General features: G+C 69.8%; 15 protein-coding genes. 5 read left to right on the plus strand and 10 right to left on the minus strand.

Translation table 11 applies throughout. From position 1 onward, the window contains the following. From Q0R13_RS17520 to Q0R13_RS17545, 6 genes are all read right to left on the minus strand, one after another. Positions 1-723, minus strand: a 723-nt coding sequence (locus Q0R13_RS17520) for a PAS domain-containing protein (RefSeq protein ID WP_293906322.1), incomplete at its 3' end; no start/stop codon positions are given. Positions 724-905: 182 nt separating this feature from the next. Continuing rightward, positions 906-1,607 carry a TPM domain-containing protein gene (locus tag Q0R13_RS17525; protein ID WP_293906324.1) on the minus strand — a complete coding sequence of 234 codons (702 nt, stop codon included), beginning with the start codon at positions 1,605-1,607 and terminating at the stop codon, positions 906-908. Beyond that, a complete protein-coding gene (locus tag Q0R13_RS17530) occupies positions 1,607-2,377 on the minus strand; it encodes a TPM domain-containing protein (protein WP_293906326.1) in 771 nt (256 codons plus the stop codon). Before Q0R13_RS17530 ends, Q0R13_RS17525 begins: the two co-directional genes overlap by 1 nt. 179 nt (positions 2,378-2,556) lie before the next feature. Continuing rightward, positions 2,557-3,249 carry a LemA family protein gene (locus tag Q0R13_RS17535; RefSeq protein ID WP_293906328.1) on the minus strand — a complete coding sequence of 231 codons (693 nt, stop codon included), beginning with the start codon at positions 3,247-3,249 and terminating at the stop codon, positions 2,557-2,559. A 215-nt stretch (positions 3,250-3,464) separates the two neighbouring features. Then, a complete protein-coding gene (locus Q0R13_RS17540) occupies positions 3,465-4,244 on the minus strand; it encodes a DUF1365 family protein (protein ID WP_293906474.1) in 780 nt (259 codons plus the stop codon). A 5-nt stretch (positions 4,245-4,249) separates the two neighbouring features. After that, a complete protein-coding gene (locus tag Q0R13_RS17545) occupies positions 4,250-5,587 on the minus strand; it encodes an FAD-dependent oxidoreductase (protein WP_293906330.1) in 1,338 nt (445 codons plus the stop codon). Between the two features lie 146 nt (positions 5,588-5,733). On the opposite strand from Q0R13_RS17545, the gene Q0R13_RS17550 reads away from it, so the two are divergent. From Q0R13_RS17550 to Q0R13_RS17560, 3 genes are read left to right on the plus strand one after another with little or no spacing between them, the layout of a single operon-like run. Then, on the plus strand, positions 5,734-6,537 hold the full coding sequence (locus Q0R13_RS17550; protein WP_293906332.1) for a DUF1295 domain-containing protein: 804 nt from the start codon (positions 5,734-5,736) through the stop codon (positions 6,535-6,537). Continuing rightward, on the plus strand, positions 6,534-7,559 hold the full coding sequence (locus tag Q0R13_RS17555) for a cyclopropane-fatty-acyl-phospholipid synthase family protein (RefSeq protein ID WP_293906334.1): 1,026 nt from the start codon (positions 6,534-6,536) through the stop codon (positions 7,557-7,559). Before Q0R13_RS17550 ends, Q0R13_RS17555 begins: the two co-directional genes overlap by 4 nt. A 22-nt stretch (positions 7,560-7,581) precedes the next feature. Continuing rightward, positions 7,582-7,995 carry a DUF2177 family protein gene (locus tag Q0R13_RS17560; protein WP_293906337.1) on the plus strand — a complete coding sequence of 138 codons (414 nt, stop codon included), beginning with the start codon at positions 7,582-7,584 and terminating at the stop codon, positions 7,993-7,995. A 13-nt stretch (positions 7,996-8,008) separates the two neighbouring features. Here the strand turns inward: Q0R13_RS17560 and Q0R13_RS17565 are convergent, their stop codons facing one another. Together Q0R13_RS17565 and Q0R13_RS17570 are read right to left on the minus strand one after the other, a co-directional pair. Continuing rightward, a complete protein-coding gene (locus Q0R13_RS17565) occupies positions 8,009-9,799 on the minus strand; it encodes a M3 family oligoendopeptidase (RefSeq protein ID WP_293906339.1) in 1,791 nt (596 codons plus the stop codon). A 40-nt stretch (positions 9,800-9,839) separates the two neighbouring features. Further along, positions 9,840-10,265, minus strand: a complete 426-nt coding sequence (locus Q0R13_RS17570; protein ID WP_293906341.1) for an Lrp/AsnC family transcriptional regulator — start codon at positions 10,263-10,265, stop codon at positions 9,840-9,842. Positions 10,266-10,360: 95 nt separating this feature from the next. Between Q0R13_RS17570 and Q0R13_RS17575 the strand changes: the two genes are divergently transcribed. Both Q0R13_RS17575 and rocD read left to right on the plus strand, forming a co-directional pair. Then, the gene (locus Q0R13_RS17575) at positions 10,361-11,263 is read left to right on the plus strand and encodes a dimethylarginine dimethylaminohydrolase family protein (RefSeq protein ID WP_293906344.1); all 903 of its coding nucleotides are present in this window, start codon (positions 10,361-10,363) and stop codon (positions 11,261-11,263) included. Between the two features lie 11 nt (positions 11,264-11,274). Beyond that, a complete protein-coding gene (rocD, locus tag Q0R13_RS17580; RefSeq protein ID WP_293906346.1) occupies positions 11,275-12,489 on the plus strand; it encodes an ornithine--oxo-acid transaminase in 1,215 nt (404 codons plus the stop codon). A 46-nt stretch (positions 12,490-12,535) separates the two neighbouring features. On the opposite strand, the gene Q0R13_RS17585 is transcribed toward rocD, so the two are convergent. Together Q0R13_RS17585 and Q0R13_RS17590 are read right to left on the minus strand one after the other, a co-directional pair. Next, positions 12,536-14,656 carry a PQQ-dependent dehydrogenase, methanol/ethanol family gene (locus Q0R13_RS17585; protein ID WP_293906347.1) on the minus strand — a complete coding sequence of 707 codons (2,121 nt, stop codon included), beginning with the start codon at positions 14,654-14,656 and terminating at the stop codon, positions 12,536-12,538. 96 nt (positions 14,657-14,752) lie between these two features. Next, entirely contained in the window at positions 14,753-16,165 is a 1,413-nt protein-coding gene (locus tag Q0R13_RS17590; RefSeq protein WP_293906349.1) for a PLP-dependent aminotransferase family protein, read from the minus strand. Positions 16,166-16,256: the final 91 nt, after the last annotated feature.

The raw sequence follows: 16,256 nt of genomic DNA on the forward strand, positions 1-16,256 counted from the left end.
GGAGGTGCCGACCACCAGCCGGGTCTCGCCGGCGGCGTCCAGCGTCACCCGGCCATGCGCCTGAATCCAACGGGTCTCGCCGGCCGGGGTGATGATCCGGTGATCCATCGCATAGTCGCCCCGCGCGTTGTCGCTGGCCGAGCCGAAGGCGGCCTGAACGGCGTCGACGTCCTGCGGATGCACCAGCTCCAGATAGCGCTCGACGCTGACCTCGGCGTCGGGCGCCAGACCGAACAGCGCCTTGTTACGCGCCGACCAGGTGACCGTGCCGGCCGCCACGTCCCATTCCCAGAAGCCCAGGCCCGTGGTCTCCACCGCGGCCTCCAGCCGGCGGTGCTGCTCGCGCAGCTTGGCGGCCATCTCGCGGCGGTCGGTGACGTCCACCTGCAACCCGTCGCAGAACACCGCACCGTCTGGTTGGGCGCGCTGCAGGGACGCCAGCCGGTGCCAGCGCACCTCGCCGTCGGCGCGGCGCATGGCGACTTCGACGTCGAACGGCTGCAGGCTCGCCACGGCGTCGGCCTGCGCGGCCTCGAAGGTGGGGCGGTGCTCCGGCAGGATCATGTCGAAGAACACCTGGGCGTCGGCCATGATCGTCTCGGCGGTGACCCCGTTCACCCCCAGGCAGCGAGGTCCCGCGAACACAAAACGCCGCTGCCCGTCCGGCTGGCTCTCCAGGACATAGGCCATGCCCAGCGCGGTCGCGTCGGCCGCCGACCGCACGACGGGGTCACCCGCGACCAGATCTTCGCCTGCAGCGTCCACCGGCTTTCACACCCACCCAACCGGGGCACAATCTCCCGCGCGGGCTCGCTCGCGGCAATAGCAGAAGAACTATGGTGAGCCGCCGCTAACTGTCTGCGGCCGATCGCCCCAAGACCGCTGTCAGGGTTCAGCTTTTCCGTCTACGGGCGCGGCAGAACCACCACGGCGTCCGGCAGCTCATTAGGGTTATCGCCGGCCCGCGCCGGGAATTTCGCCGCCAGCACGTCGCCGCAGAGGCCGACGGCGGCCTCGAACCCGGCCTCGACGCGGCCGTGCTTCAGCCCGTCGGTGAGCGCCGCCATGGCCTTGTCCCAGACGTGGCTCTCGACGTGGTCGGCGATGCCTTCGTCGGCGATCAGCTCGGCCATCCGTTCGCCCAGGGAGACGAAGATCATCACGCCGGTCCGATCACGGGTGGCGTGCAGGTTCTTGGCGATGAACTGCTCGGCGGCGCGCCGCTGCACCCGCAGGCGCTTCAGGCCCCGGGGCGTCAGCGCCCGCCGCACGGCAGGGATCGAGACGATGGCCGCGGTCGCAACGAACAGCACGCCTTGGACCACGATGGCCCCGATCAGCGCGCGGCGCACCGCGGTCTCGATGGCCTCGCCGACCGCCGAGGCGCTCCAGCTCGAAAACAGGTCCGGGATGGTCACATGCACCCCGGCCAGCAGCAGCACCGCCGGCCCCAGCAACGCCACCACGGTCGCCCAGGCGATGACGATTTCGGTGTAGTGGGCGCTTTCCTCGGTGACGACGCAGTAGATCTCGCCGGTGGTCGCGGCCTCGGCCTTGCGGACCGCGGCCTCAATGGCGCTGAGTTCTGTGGGGGTAAGGCTCTTCATCACCAGCTTCCCGACGATCCGCCGCCGCCGAACGATCCGCCGCCACCGCCGGAGAAGCCGCCGCCACCGCCGCCGCCGAACCCGCCGCCGTCGCCCCAGCCCCCGCCACGCCCGCCGCCCAGGAACATGAAGGGCAGCCACCACAGTCCGCCCAGGCCGCGGCGGCCGCGCAGCAGGATCGACAGCACCCAGAACACCACCAGCAGGATGCCGATGATCGGAATATGGCCGCCGGAGCGGCCGCGGTCCGAGCTACGGGTCTGCGCGGCCTCGGACGTGGCCTGGGCGACGTTGGCGCGGGCCTGATCGTCCGGCAGGCTGATCTGGGCGATGATCGCCTCGGCGCCGTCGACGACGCCCTGCTCCATGCGGCCGGCCTTGAACTGCGGCAGCACCTTGCGCTGCAGGATCACCCGGGTCAGCGCATCGGTCAGCACCGGCTCGAGGCCATAGCCCACCTCGATCCGCACCTTGCGCTCGTTGGGCGCGATCAGCAGGATTGCCCCGTCGTTGACGCCCTTGCGCCCCAACGCCCAGCTCCGGCCGAGCTGATAGCCGTACTCTTCGATCTCATGGCCCTGCAGGTCCGGCACCGTGGCCACCACCAGCTGGTGGCCGGTCTTGGCCTCCAGGTCGGCCAGTTCGCCGTCCAGCTTCTGCGTCGCCGCTGGCGACAGCACATGGGCCCCGTCCACCACCCGCCCGCTCAGCGCCGGGAACTTCAGGTCCGCGGCGAACGCCACGGTGGTCAGGGCGAAGAAGGCCACCATGGCCGCCAGACCACGCCGAATCCGTCGCTTAAATACCTCCCCCGAGAATCGGGGGACGGGGACCACGGAGTGGTGGAGGGGGCGCTGCCGCCGCACCGAAAGTCGGCGCACGTCCCCAACGCCCCCTCCGTCACCTTCGGCGACACCTCCCCCGCAAGCAGGGGAGGTTTTTTGCTGATTCACTTGCTGGCCGGAGCCGGCGCCGCGGGCGGCGGGCTGCCGGGGGTGACGCCGGCGGGCGGCGGCGGCGGGGTCGTATCGAAGCTGACGGTCGGCGCGGTCTGGGCCGATTGCGTGGCCGAGAACAGCACCATCGGCTTGGAGCTCGAATAGACCGACTTGGCCCACAGCACCTGCGGGAAGGTCCGCAGCGTCGTGTTGAAGTCCTGGACGCTGTCGTTGTAGTCGCGCCGCGAGATGGCGATCCGGTTCTCGGTCCCCTCGAGCTGGCTTTGCAGGGCCAGGAAGTTCTCGTTGGACTTCAGGTCCGGATACTTCTCCTGGATCATCATCAGTCGGCCGAGCACGCCCGACAGCTTGTCCTGCGCCTGCTGGAACTGCTGGAACTGCGCGGGGTTGGTGATCGTCGACGCATCGACCTTAACCTGGGTCGCCGAGGCGCGGGCTTCGGTCACTTCCACCAGCGTGGATTTCTCCTGCGCGGCGTAGCCCTTCACGGTGTTGACCAGGTTCGGGATCAGGTCGGAACGGCGCTGGTACTGGTTCTGCACCTCGGCCCACTTGGCCTTGGCGGCCTCTTCCTTGGTCGGGATGGTGTTGACGCCACAGCCGGCGATGATCAGCGGCGCGAGCAGGATCAGGGCAATGCGCGCCAAACGCGTCGAAAGCGAGCGGGTCTGGATTCTGGTCAAGATGGTCTGGCCCCTCAAAGGCTCATGGTCGAGCCCGGTGTGCCTACTATTTGGCCCTGCCGCCGATCCGACGCAACGTCATCGGACATGACAGTTACGTCACCCACGCCATCCAGGACCCGCCGCCAACTGAGCGCGCCGCGACACCGGCGCGGCCCTACTCCGCCGCGACGAGGTTCCGCCCGGCCTGTTCGTCCCAATGGAGGCGCGGGAAACTACGCGGCCAGCTTCGCCTGGGAGACGATGGTAACGCGCCGCGCCGGGGCCGGCGGCCGGACGCGCACCGTCTCGCCCTTCAGCCAGATCTTCAGCGCCTCGAAGTGGATCGCCGCCACCACGCCCAGGCTCATCCACGGATGGGTCAGCCAGGCTTTCAGCAGTTCACGGTCGCTCAGCGGCCGGCGCTCGCCGGAGAAGCTCGCCGCCAGCACCAGGCCCTCGGCGTCGGACGTGTCCACCGCCACCAGCACGCGCTCTTCCGGCCGCAGGATCCTGAACGCGTAGGACAGGTCCATGTCCATGAACGGCGAGACATAGAACGCCTTGGCGCAGCCCTGCTTGATCAACGCCGCGTTGGGCGCCGGGATCAGATAGCTATGACGCTCGCCGAAGGTGTTGTTCACCTCATAGAGAATGGCCGACAGCGTCTGGTCGGCGGCGTGGCAGAAATAGACCGTCAGCGGATTGAACGCCCGGCCGAGGATCTGCGGCATCGCCAGCATCCGGACCGGCCCGCCATGGGCGAGGCCGGCTTCGGCCAGCGTCGCCTCGATCTGCGCCTTCAAGGGCCGCCCTGATCCGTCCCCGAACCGCGCGGGATCGAAGCCGAACAGGTTGAAACGGCCGACGCCCAGGGTCTTCAGCTTCAGGTGCGGCAGCTCATCCAGGTCGATGAACAGCATGAAGATCTTGTAGGCGAGCCGATGTTTGCGAGGCTTCACCCGGGCATGGCTGACCAGGCCCGTGTAGAGGCCTGAAGCCCCCTGCCTGGCCATCGCCGTCACGCCGCCGCCTCCATGCGCTCCGGTGCGCCAACATGGATGCGGCCGCTCTCGTCCGCGACGGTCCAGGGCCGCCGAACCCCGCCCAGCTGCTCGGCCACCGCCAGGCCGGCCTGCAGGGCGTCCTCGTGGAAGCCATGGCCGAAATAGGAGCCGCAGAACCAGGTCTTGCGGACCCCTTGCAGACTCCAGATTTCCCGCTGGGCGGCGATCGCGCCGGCGTCGAACAGCGGATGCTCATAGACCTCGGTCTTGATCACCGCCGCCGGATCGATGGGCTGGGTGGGTTTCAGCGTCACGAACAGGTCCTGCGCGCCCTTCAGGCTCTGCAGCCGGTTCATCCAGTAGGTGACGCAGCCGTCCTCCGGCGCATCACGGCGGCCGATGTGGTTCCAGCTGGTCCAGGCGGCCTTTCGCTTGGGCATCAGGCTGGCGTCGGTGTGCAGCACCGTCAGATTGCGGCTGTATTGGAAGGCGCCCAGGATCCGGCGCTCCTCCGGGGTCGGATCGTCCAGCAGGGCGAGCGCCGCGTCGCCGTGGGTGGCGATCACCACCTCGTCGAACAGCTCCACCTGGCCGGACACGTCGCGCACCTCGGCGCCGCTTGCCAGGCGGCGGACGCCGGTCACCCGTGCGTTGGTGCGGATTTCGCCGGCGAAGGCCTCGCGCAGGGTCTTCACATAGTTGCGGCTGCCGCCCTCGACCGTGCGCCACAGGCCCCGGCCGAAGATGCTCATCATGCCGTGGTTCTGGAAGAAGCGGATCAGGGCGGCGGCCGGATAGGCGCCGATGGCGGCCAGCGGCGTCGACCAGATCGCCGCGGCCTGCGGCAGCAGATGGTCGTCGCGGAACGCCTGGCAGTAGCCGTTAGACGCCAGATATTCGTCCAGCGAGACCTGCGGATGGTCCAGGGAGGCCAGGTCCTTGGGCGCGTCGCGGTAGAAGCGGGTGATGTCGCGCAGCATGGCCCAGAACCGGCCGGAGAACAGGTTGCGCTTCTGGGCGAAGACGCCGAGCGCACCGAAGCTGGAATATTCGAACCCGCCGTTGTCCAGCGAGACGCTGAGCGACATGTCGGCGTTGATGTGTGGCACGCCCAGGTGTTCGAGCAGCGCGGTGAAATTCGGGTAGTTGGCCTCGTTGTAGACGATGAAGCCGGTGTCGACCGGGACCGGGCCGTCATGGCCGGGCGCCTCGGCAGTGTTGGCGTGGCCGCCCAGGCGCGGATCGGCCTCGAACAGGGTCACGTCGTGTTTCTGCGACAGCAGCCAGGCGGCGGAGAGGCCCGCGATGCCGCTGCCGACGACGGCGACCCTGCGCCGTTCACCGCCACTCATGTCCACTCTCAAACCCCTGTCTGCACACGAGCACGACGTGCGGTCCCCACGCCCTGCTGCTTAGCAAAGGCTACGAGATCATCACAGTGCTGGATGCGTCCGGCCGCAGAACGTGGTGGTATCGGGGGTCGGGGAGACACAGACTGATGCTGTTCGAGATCGCGCTGGGCGTGCTGGGCGCCATGGTCGTCATCATGGTCTGCGCGTGGGCGTATGGCGGGGCCCGCGAGAACGGCGGCTGGACCGACGTGTTCTGGAGCTGGGGCACGGGCGCGACCCTCGCGGCGGCGGCGCTGTGCCCGATCCCCGGCGCGACGCCGACGATGCGGCAGTGGCTGGTCGCCGGCCTGATGGCGGTCTGGGGCCTGCGCCTGGGCCTCTACATCACGCCGCGCGTCATGACCCATCCGGAAGACGCCCGCTATGCCGCCTTCCGCGTCACCTGGGGCAAGCGCTATGGGCTGAACATGCTGTTCGTGACCCTGCCGCAGGCGCCGGCCACGGCCCTGCTCAGCCTGTCGGTGATCCTGGCGGCCCGCCGGCCGGATCCGGGCCTGGACCTGCGCGACGCGCTAGGGGTGGCGGTCTTCCTGGTCGCCATCGTGGGCGAATATCTGTCGGACAACCAGATGAAGGCTTTCCGCGGCGATCCGGCGAACAGGGGCCGGGTGATGGACCGCGGCCTGTGGGCCTGGTCGCGGCATCCCAACTATTTCTTCCAGTGGCTGGGCTGGGTCGCCTATCCGGTGATCGCCCTGGATCCGGCCCGCCCGGTCACCTGGCTCAGCCTGGCCGCGCCGGCCGTAATGTACGGTCTGCTGCGCTATGTGTCGGGCGTTCCGCCGCTGGAAGAGGCCATGGTGAAGACGAGAGGCGACCTGTTCCGTAGTTACCAGGGACGCGTCAGCGCCTTCTTCCCTTTGCCCCCCAAGCGAGTCCCGTCCGCATGAGCCTGATCTCCGCCACCATCGACACCTTCGAGGGCGCGCCGCTGCCCGACGTCGTCCGCAAGACGGCGATCACGCTGCTGGTCGCCAACGCGCGGCGCGAACTGTCCGCCGCCGGGCCCGGAACGGAAGCCGCCTTCGCCAAGGAGATGGCCGAGCGGCCGATCGCCGAACACGCCGACGCCGCCAACGCCCAGCACTATGAGGTCCCCGCCGAGTTCTTCCTGAACTGCCTGGGCCCGCAGCTGAAATATTCGTCCGCCCTCTATCGCAACCCTGGCGACACCCTCGGCCAGGCCGAGGAGCATGGGCTCAAGGAGACCGCCGAGCACGCCGACCTGGCCGACGGCCAGCGGATCCTCGAGCTAGGCTGCGGCTGGGGCTCGCTGTCGCTGTGGATGGCGAAGACCTATCCGAACGCGCGGATCACCGCGGTTTCCAACTCAGCCAGCCAGAAGGCCTTCATCATGGCCCGCGCCCAGGAACGCGGCCTTGGCAACCTGGAGGTCATCACTTGCGACATGAACGACTTCGAGGCGCCGGGCGAATTCGACCGCGTGGTCTCCGTCGAGATGTTCGAGCACATGGCCAATTGGCGCGCGCTGCTGGGCCGGGTGAAGACCTGGCTGAAGCCGGACGGCCGGCTGTTCATCCACGTGTTCACCCACAAGACCACGCCGTACCGCTTCGACCTCAACGACGAGGCAGACTGGATCGGCAAGTACTTCTTCTCCGGCGGGGTGATGCCCAGCCATGGCCTGATCGCCCAGTTCCCGGACCTGTTCACCCCGGAGCAGGACTGGCGCTGGAGTGGTTCGCACTATGAGAAGACCGCGCTCCACTGGCTGGAGCTCTACGACCGGAATATCGCGAAGATCCGGCCGGTGCTGGACGAGGTCTACGGCAAGGACGCCACGCTGTGGCATAGGCGTTGGCGGCTGTTCTTCCTGGCCACCGCCGGCCTGTTCGGCCACCGCGGCGGCACGGAATGGGGCGTCAGCCACTATCGATTGAAGCCCGCCTAGGCGCGGCTTCGGGGGGAAACCAATGCCAACACCGATCCGACTGATCGTCACCTACCTGGCCACCGCCATCGCGTTCGCGGCCGTGGACTTCATCTGGCTCACCCAGGTGGGACCGAAGGTCTATTTCCCCACCCTGGAGCCGGTGGCGCTGCACGCCGCGCGGATGGGTCCGGCGGTGGTGTTCTACCTGGCCTACATGCTGGGGCTGGTGGCGCTGGCCATCTGGCCGAAGCGCAACGAGCCACTGATCCAGACCACCCTGACTGGCGCGATCCTGGGCGCCATGTGCTACGCCACCTACGACATGACCAACCAGGCGACCCTGAAGGTCTGGGCCACCCAGATCACCATCGCCGACATCTGCTGGGGGACCTTCGTCACCGCGGTCGGCGCCACGGTGGGCGGGTTCGTGTTGCGGAAGATGCGGCCGGCGTAGCTGCCGCGCCGCTTCACACCAGGGCTTCGAATTCGTCGACCAGCCGTTCCAGCTGCTTCATCCCCGCCGCCCAGAAGGCCTTCTCACGGGGGTTGAGCCCGAACGACGCCAGGGCTTCGACGTAGGTCTTGGTGCCCCCCGCCGAGAGCAGCGCCTCGTATTTGGGCGCGAAGCCGTCCGGGTTCTCGCGGCGCTTCTCCATCAGCCCGCGCACCAGCAGGTCGCCGAACGCGTAGGCGTAGACGTAGAACGGCGCGTGGACGAAGTGGCTGACGTAGCTCCAGTAGTACTCGTAGCCCTTGTTCAGCTTCACTGCCGGACCCAGGCTCTCGGCCATGGTCTCCACCCAGATGGCGCCGATCTGTTCCGGCGACAGCTCGCCCTCCAGCCGGGCCGTGTGGAAGCGGGTCTCGAAGCGGTGGAAGGCGATCTGGCGGATGACGGTGTTGATCCCGTCCTCGATCTTGCCGGCCAGCAGCCCGCGGCGTTCGGCCTTGGAGGACTCGGCCAGCAGCTTCTCGAACACCAGGCCCTCGCCGAAGATCGACGCGGTCTCCGCCAGGGTCAGCGGCGTGTCGGCCAGCAGGGTGCCCAGCGGCCGGGCCAGGGTCTGGTGGACGGCGTGGCCCAGCTCGTGGGCCAGGGTCAGCACGTCGCGCCGCTCGCCCATGTAGTTCAGGAACACGAACGGGTGGCGCTTGGCGGTCACAGAATGGGAATAGGCGCCGGACTGCTTGCCGGGCCGCGGCCGGGCGTCGATCCACGGCTGGGCGAAGAAGCCGCGCGCGGTGTCGGCGAAGGTGGGCGCCAGGGACTCGAAGCTCTCCAGCACGATGCCCTTGGCCTGGTCCCAGGTGAAGGTGCGCGGCGGGCCGGCGTCCAGCGGCGAGTTGCGGTCCCAGTGGTTGAGGTAGGGCACGCCCAGCGCCTTGGCCTTCAGCTTGTAGTAGCGGTGGCTGACGCTGGCGTAGCCCTCGACCACCGCGGCCTCCAGGGCCGCCACGGCGTCGGCGTCGACCTCGTTGGCCATATGCCGCGAGGCGGCCGGGCTGTCGAACTTGCGCCAGCGGTCCTCGACCTGCTTCTCGAAGGCGAGCGTGTTGAGGCACAGCGTCAGTGTCGAGCCACGCTCGGCCAGGGCCTTGGCCAGCGCCGTGGCGGCGGCCTTGCGCCGCGCCGGGTCGGTGTCGGAGGTGCGGTTCAGCAGTTCGGACAGCGACAGGGTCTGGCCGTCCACGCGGGCGCTCAGCTTGGCCAGGGTCTCGCTGGAGAGCCGCCCCCAGTTGGCCACCGCCGGCGCCTTGTCGATCAGCAGGCGTTCCAGGTCCGGCGACAGCTCGTGCGGCCGGCCGGCGCGCACTTGCCTGAGCCACGGCCGCCAGCGCCCGGCGGCCGGATGCGCCTTCAGCGCCGCCTCGAGCTCCCCATCGTCCAGCTTGTTGATCTCGAGCGTGAAGAACAGGCTCATCGCCCCGATCTGGGCGAACCGCGACCGCAGGTCAGACTCGAACTTCGACCAGGCCGGATCGTCCCGCGCCACCGACGACGACAGCGAGCCATAGGCGCCGACGCTCCACATGGCGTTGACGGCGTCTTCGTAGAGCTGGATGCCGCGCTCGATGATCCCGCCCAGTTCCGCCGGCTTGGCGCGGGTGGCCACCAGCCGCCCCTCCAGCTTGGCCAGCTCGGCGTTGAACCCTTCGGCAGCCTTGAGGTCCGCCTCGATGCGAGGGTCCTCCCGGCTCGAGTAGAGGTCATCCAGCCGCCACTCGGGCAGGGTTTCGGTCTTCAGGGGCGCGTTCATAGGGCCGGAGCTTAAACGCCCCTGGCGCGCGGAGTCCCGCTCAAAGCTTCTGGGTCGCCAGGAGGATCGAGGTCTCGGTGGCGGCGATGCCCTCCAGTTGGCGGATAGTGTCCAGGGTGGCGCTGAAGGCGGCCAGGGTCTCGACCTCCAGCTCGACGATCAGGTCCCAGCGGCCGTTGGTGGTGTGGATGGCGGCGGCCTCCGGGAAGCCCTTCAGCGCCCGGACCACCGCGCCCGACCGCTCACCCTCGATGGCGATCGACATCACCGCCCGCACCCGGTGGGCCTCGGCGTCGGGGCGGGTCTTGACCGTGAAGCCCTGGATCACGCTGTCGCGCAGCAGCCGATCGATGCGGTTCTGCACCGTGCCGCGCGAGACCTTCAGCGCCTTGGCCAGGGCGGCGGCCGGCGTGCGCGAGTCGCTCCTGAGCAAAGCGATCAGCTGGCGATCCAGTTCGTCGATCATTTCGTCACCTAATCCTGACGTAACGCTAGATGAGCCATCATAATGTAGCATCTTGTGTGCTATCCGCTAGCACCGTCCCGGGCCACCCTGTGCGTATGAACAGCCGCCCCTTCTTCCTGATGACCGACCCCGCCTGCTTCGACGTCAGCTACCGGATCAACCCCTGGATGGACCCGAAGGGCTGGACCCCGGCTCACGCCGCCGCCGCCCGCGCCGGGTCCGCCGCCCTGCGCGCGGCGCTCGAGGCCGCCGGCGCCCACGTCGAGACCATCGGCGCGATCCGCGGCCTGCCCGACCTGGTGTTCCCGGCCAACGCCGCCGTGGTGCTGGACGGCAAGGTGCTGCCGGCCCGCTTCCGTCATCCGGAGCGGCAGGGCGAGGAGCCGATCTTCCGCGCGGTGTTCCAGCGCCTGAAGGCGCGCGGCCTGGTCAGCGAACTGGTCGACCTGCCGGAGGGGCTGTTCCACGAGGGCGCCGGCGACGCGATCTGGGATGCGGACCGCCGGCTGTTCTGGTGCGGCCATGGCCCGCGCTCCAGCAAGGGCGCGGTCGCCGTGATCGCCCGGACGTTCGGCCAGGAGACGGTGGCCCTCGAACTGGCCACCGATCAGTTCTACCACCTGGACACCTGCTTCTGCCCGCTGGCCGGCGGCCAGGTGCTGTACTTCCCCGGCGCCTTCACGCCCGAAGCGCTGGCGACGATCCGCGCCCAGATCCCGCCGCACCAGCGCATCGAGGCCACCGACGAAGAGGCCGCCGCGTTCTGCGTCAACGCCGTCAACCTGGGCGACCGGGTGATCATGGCCCGCGCCCCGGAGAGCCTGCGCCGCAAGCTGCAGGCGGCCGGCTACGCCCTCACCGAGGTCGACCTGGACCCCTTCATCCTGTCCGGCGGCGCCTCCTACTGCATGACCTTGCGCCTCGACCGCAGATCCGTCCCGGCCGCCGCCCTGCCCGCCACCACCCTGCCCGCCACCACCCTGCACGCCGCCGAATAGGGAGCCCCGCCATGAACGACATCAGCCTGACCCGCGCCGCCCGCCTGATCGCCTCCGAGGCCCGCTTCGGCGCCAGGAACTACAAGCCCCTGGACGTGGTCCTGACGCGGGGCGAAGGGGTCTATGTCTGGGACGTGGACGGTCGCCGCTATATGGACTGCCTGTCGGCCTATTCGGCGGTCAACCAGGGCCACTGCCACCCCAGGATCCTGGCCGCCATGACCGCGCAGGCCGGGCGGCTGACCCTGACCTCGCGGGCGTTCCGCAACGACCAGCTGGCGCCCTTCTACGAGGAGCTCTGCACGCTCACCAACAGCCACAAGGCGCTGCCGATGAACTCCGGCGCCGAGGCGGTCGAGACCGCGCTGAAGGTGGCCCGCAAGTGGGGCTATGAGGTCAAGGGCGTGCCGGACGGCGCGGCCGAGATCATCGTGGCGTCGGAGAATTTCCACGGCCGCACGGTGGCCATCGTCGGCTTCTCCACCGATCCGCAGTCGCGCGGCGGCTTCGGCCCCTTCGCGCCCGGCTTCCGCACCGTGCCGTTCGGCGACGCCGACGCCCTGGAGGCCGCCATCGGCCCCAACACCGTGGCCTTCCTGGTGGAACCGATCCAGGGCGAGGCCGGGGTGATCATCCCGCCCGCCGGCTATCTGAAGCGGGTGCGCGAGCTCTGCACCGCCCACAACGTCATCCTGATCCTGGACGAGATCCAGACCGGCCTTGGCCGCACGGGCCGGCTGCTGGCGGAAGAGCACGAGGGCATCGAGGCGGACCTGACCCTGGTGGGCAAGGCGCTGTCGGGCGGCTTCTATCCGGTCTCGGCGGTACTCTCGAACACCGAGGTGATGGATGTGCTGCACCCCGGCGAGCACGGCTCCACGTTCGGCGGCAACCCGCTGGCCTGCGCCGTGGCGCGGATGGCGCTGAAGGTGCTGGTGGAAGAGAGCATGGTCGAGAACGCGGCCCGCGTCGGCGCGCGCCTGCAGGCCGACCTCGCCGCCATCAGCGCCCCGCGCGTCAAGCAGGTCCGCGGCCGTGGCCTGATGATCGCTGTCGAACTGCACGCCGACGCCGGCGGCGCGCGCCGGGTCTGCGAGGCCCTGCAGGCCCGCGGCCTGCTGGCCAAGGAGACCCACGAGCACACCATCCGCATCGCCCCGCCGCTGATCCTGACCGACGCTCAGGCCGACTGGATCACCGAGCAGTTCGCGGCGGTGCTGCCGTAGCGAGCGCGTCAGGCAACGACCGGACTCCACGTTCGCCTGACTCGCTTCAACCGATCGGAGCGGCCGGCGCGACCTGGGCGGAGGCCGCCTTCTGGGCTTCGGAGAGCACGTAGGCGCGGACGTCCTCGGCGTCCTGGTCGGTGAAGAACCGCTTGAAGCTGGCCATGCCGCGCGGCGCGCTGGCCCCGTCGATGACCACGCCCTTCCAGTTGTCGGCGGTCATCAGCATCGGCGAGCGCTTCAGGTCCGGCAGCCAGGCGCCGGAGGCGTTGGGGCCGTGGCAGACCTGGCAGTTCTGATGGAACAGGGCGAAGCCGTGCTGCACGTCGCCGGCCGACGTCACCCCAGCCAGGTCGATGGGCGGCGGCTCGGGCGGAGTCGGGAAGGCCGCCGCCTTGGCGGTCCCGCCCAGTTTGAACACCAGCAGCCGGCCCGGCAGCCGCGAGCGGGTCGGCATCGAGGCCGGCGCCGAGATCTGCCCGCCGCCGCCGGTGCCCACCATCACGGCAACATATTGCTCGCCGCGGATCTCGTAGGTCATCGGCGCGGCGATCACCCCGTTGCCAGTCTTGTAGGACCACACCTTCTTGCCGCTGGCGGAGTCGTAGGCCGCCAGCTCGCCCTCGGCCGAGCCCTGGAACACCAGGCCGCCAGCGGTGGTCAGCACGCCGGCGTTCCAGAAATAGGGGTGCTCGACGCTCCAGACCTGTTTCTGGTTCACCGGGTCCCAGGCCACCAGGCTGCCCTTGACCAGGGCGGTGAGCGCCTTCAGCTGCGCCGCATCGCTGGGCAGCGAATTGGCCAGGAAGTCGACGCCGACGTTCCAGGCCCCGGCCTTGTAGCTGAAGCCCTTGTCGTCGGTGTAGGCGAACGGGGTGACGTTGGTGGGGATATAGACCAGGCCGGTCTTGGGGTTGAACGCCATCGGCTGCCAGTTGTGCGCGCCCAGCGGGCCCGGCACCTGCAGAACCATGGCCTTCTGGTAGCGCGCCGCCGGGTTCTCGATCGGCCGGCCGGTCTTCATGTCGACGCCGCTCGCCCAGGTCAGGTTGCTGACGTAGGGCTTGGCCGAGATCAGCTGGCCGGTGGCGCGGTCGATCACATAGAAGAAGCCGTTCTTCGGCGCCTGCATCAGCACCTTGCGCGGCTGGCCCGCGATGGTCAGGTCGGCCAGCATGATCTGCTGGGTGGCGGTGTAGTCCCAGCTCTCGCCCGGCGTGGTCTGGTAATGCCAGACGTAGTCGCCGGTGTCGGGCCGCAGCGCGACGATCGACGACAGGAACAGGTTGTCGCCCTTGCCGCCCGAGCGGCGCATGTGGTTCCAGGGGCTGCCGTTGCCGCCGCCGATGTAGACCATGTCCAGCACGGGATCGTAGGCGATGGCGTCCCAGGGCGTGCCGCCGCCGCCGGTCTTCTTCCACTCGCCGTCGGACCAGGTGGCGTAGCCCTTCTCGGCCATCACCTTGTCGGAGGCCGCGCCGTCGGGTTTCCCCTCGGGATTGGGGGTCATGTAGAAGCGCCAGGCCTGCTTGCCGGTGGCCGCGTCGTAGGCGGTGATGTAGCCGCGCACGCCGTATTCGGCCCCGCCGTTGCCGATCAGCACCTTGTCCTTGATGACCCTGGGCGCGCCGGTGATCGTGTAGGGCTTGGCGGGGTCGGTGGTCTGCACTGACCAGGCGACCTTGCCGGTCTTGGCGTCCAGGCCGACCAGCCGGCCGTCGAGCGTGCCGACGTAGACGCGGCCCTTCCACACCGCGACCCCGCGGTTGACCACGTCGCAGCAGGCGTCGAAGCCCTTGGTTCCCTTCACGCCGGGATCGTAGCTCCACAGCAGCTTGCCGCGCACGGCGTCGAAGGCGAACACCTTGGACCAGGCGGTGGTGGTGTAGATCACCCCGTCCACCTCCAGGGGCGTCGCCTCCTGGCCGCGGTCGGTGTCGAACTGGGCGTACCAGGCCAGGCCCAGCCTCTCGACCGTGGTGGCGTTGACCTTGTCCAGCGGGCTGAACCGCTGCTCGTTGTAGTCCTTGCCGTAGGAGAGCCACTCGGCGTTGCCCGCCGCCGCCGTCAGGCGCCTGGCGTCGACGTTCCCCGGCGACGCGGCCTTCTGGCAGGCGGCCAGGGTCAGGGCCAAGGCCAGCGCGACGCCCAAGCGGATGATCTTCATGCGGCCTCCCGACAGCCGACGCCGCGAAGGGTCGGTGTCCCGGGTCACTATGGCGCGGCCGGCCGCGCCCGCAAGCTTGTCGCCGGGTCGGCGCTCCTAGACCACCGCGCCCAGCGAGGCGCGGGCGGGCGATGACGAGGGGCGCAGGCGGGCGCAGGCCTGGACCAGGCTGTCTACCGCCTTCGCCAGGTCTTCCGGCGGCAGGGTGAAGGGCAGGCGCAGGAAGCGCTCGAAGGCGCCGTCGACGCCGAATCGCGGGCCGGCGGCCAGGCGGACGCCGAACCGCTCCGAGGTGGCGGCGAGCGAACTCGACACCGGCGCCGGCAACTCGGCCCAGAGCGACAGGCCGCCGGGCGGCGAGGCCACCCGCCAGTCCGGCAGCCGCGCGCGGACCAGGCCCAGCAGGTGGTCGCGGCGGCTGCGCAGCATCGCGCGCCGCGCGCTGAGCGCCGCCTCGTCGTCGCTCAGCAGGTGAACGGCGGCCAGTTGCTCCAGCAGCGGCGTGCCCAGGTCGATGGAGGCGCGGCGCGGCGCCAGCGCCAGGATGGTCTGGGCGTCGGCGCGGATCCAGCCCAGGCGCAGGCCGCCCCAGAAGCTCTTGCCGGTCGACCCCAGGCGCACCAGCCCGCTCTCCGGTTCCTCGAAGGCGTAGGGCTCGATCGGCGCGTCCAGCCAGAGGTCCACCAGGGTCTCGTCGAAGATCAGGGTGGTCCGCGTGCGCTGCGCCGCCGCGGCGATGGCGGTGCGGGTCTCGGGCGACATCCAGCGGCCGGTGGGATTGTGGAAATCGGCGATGAAATAGGCCAGCCGCGGACCGCTCTGGCTCATGGCGGCGGCGACGCCTTCCACGTCCCAGCCGTGGTCCGGCAGGCCGACCGGCACGGCGCGGCACGAGGCGCGCTGGATGGCGTCGATGGCGTGCGGATAGGTGGGATGGTCGATGACCACGCGGTCGCCGGGGCCGGCCAGCAGGCGCAGCATCAGGGCCAGGGCGTGCTGGGCGCCGTTGGTGACCATGATCTGGTCGGCCGTGGTCGGCAGGCCGCGGCGGCTGTAGCGCTCGGCGATGGTCTGGCGCAGCGAGGTCAGGCCCAGGGCCGCGTAGCCGGTGTGCGGCAGGTGGGCCGGCAGCGCGCTGAGCGCCGCGGCATAGGCCCCATGCACCGCCTCGCTGGCCGGCGGGGCGGCGGAGGCCAGGTCCAGCAGCCCCTCGGCCTCGACGCCGGCCAGCGGGCCGGGCGCGCCGCGCTCGCCGGGCCCCCCCGGCAGCCGGGTCCTGGCGCCCGCGCCCTGCCGGCGATCGAGGAAGCCGTCGTCGCGCAAGCGGGCCAGGGCGGCAGTCACGGTGGTGCGGCTGACCTCCAGGGTCTGGGCCAGCTCCCGCTCGCCCGGCAGCACGACGTCCAGCGGCAGGCGGCCGTCCAGGATCAACAGCCGCAGGCTGTCGGCCAGCTGGCCATAGGCCGGCCCCACGCGCTCGCCGCGCCAGGGGCCGAGCAAGCGGGTCACGGAGGCGGGACTGATGCGGCGGGGGCTCATGAGGCCACACTCGCAGAACTGGCTCTGTTTTCAAAGGCCACTTGGCAGCATCTGGCCATCC

Source organism: Phenylobacterium sp. (assembly GCF_025351295.1).
GTDB lineage: Bacteria > Pseudomonadota > Alphaproteobacteria > Caulobacterales > Caulobacteraceae > Phenylobacterium.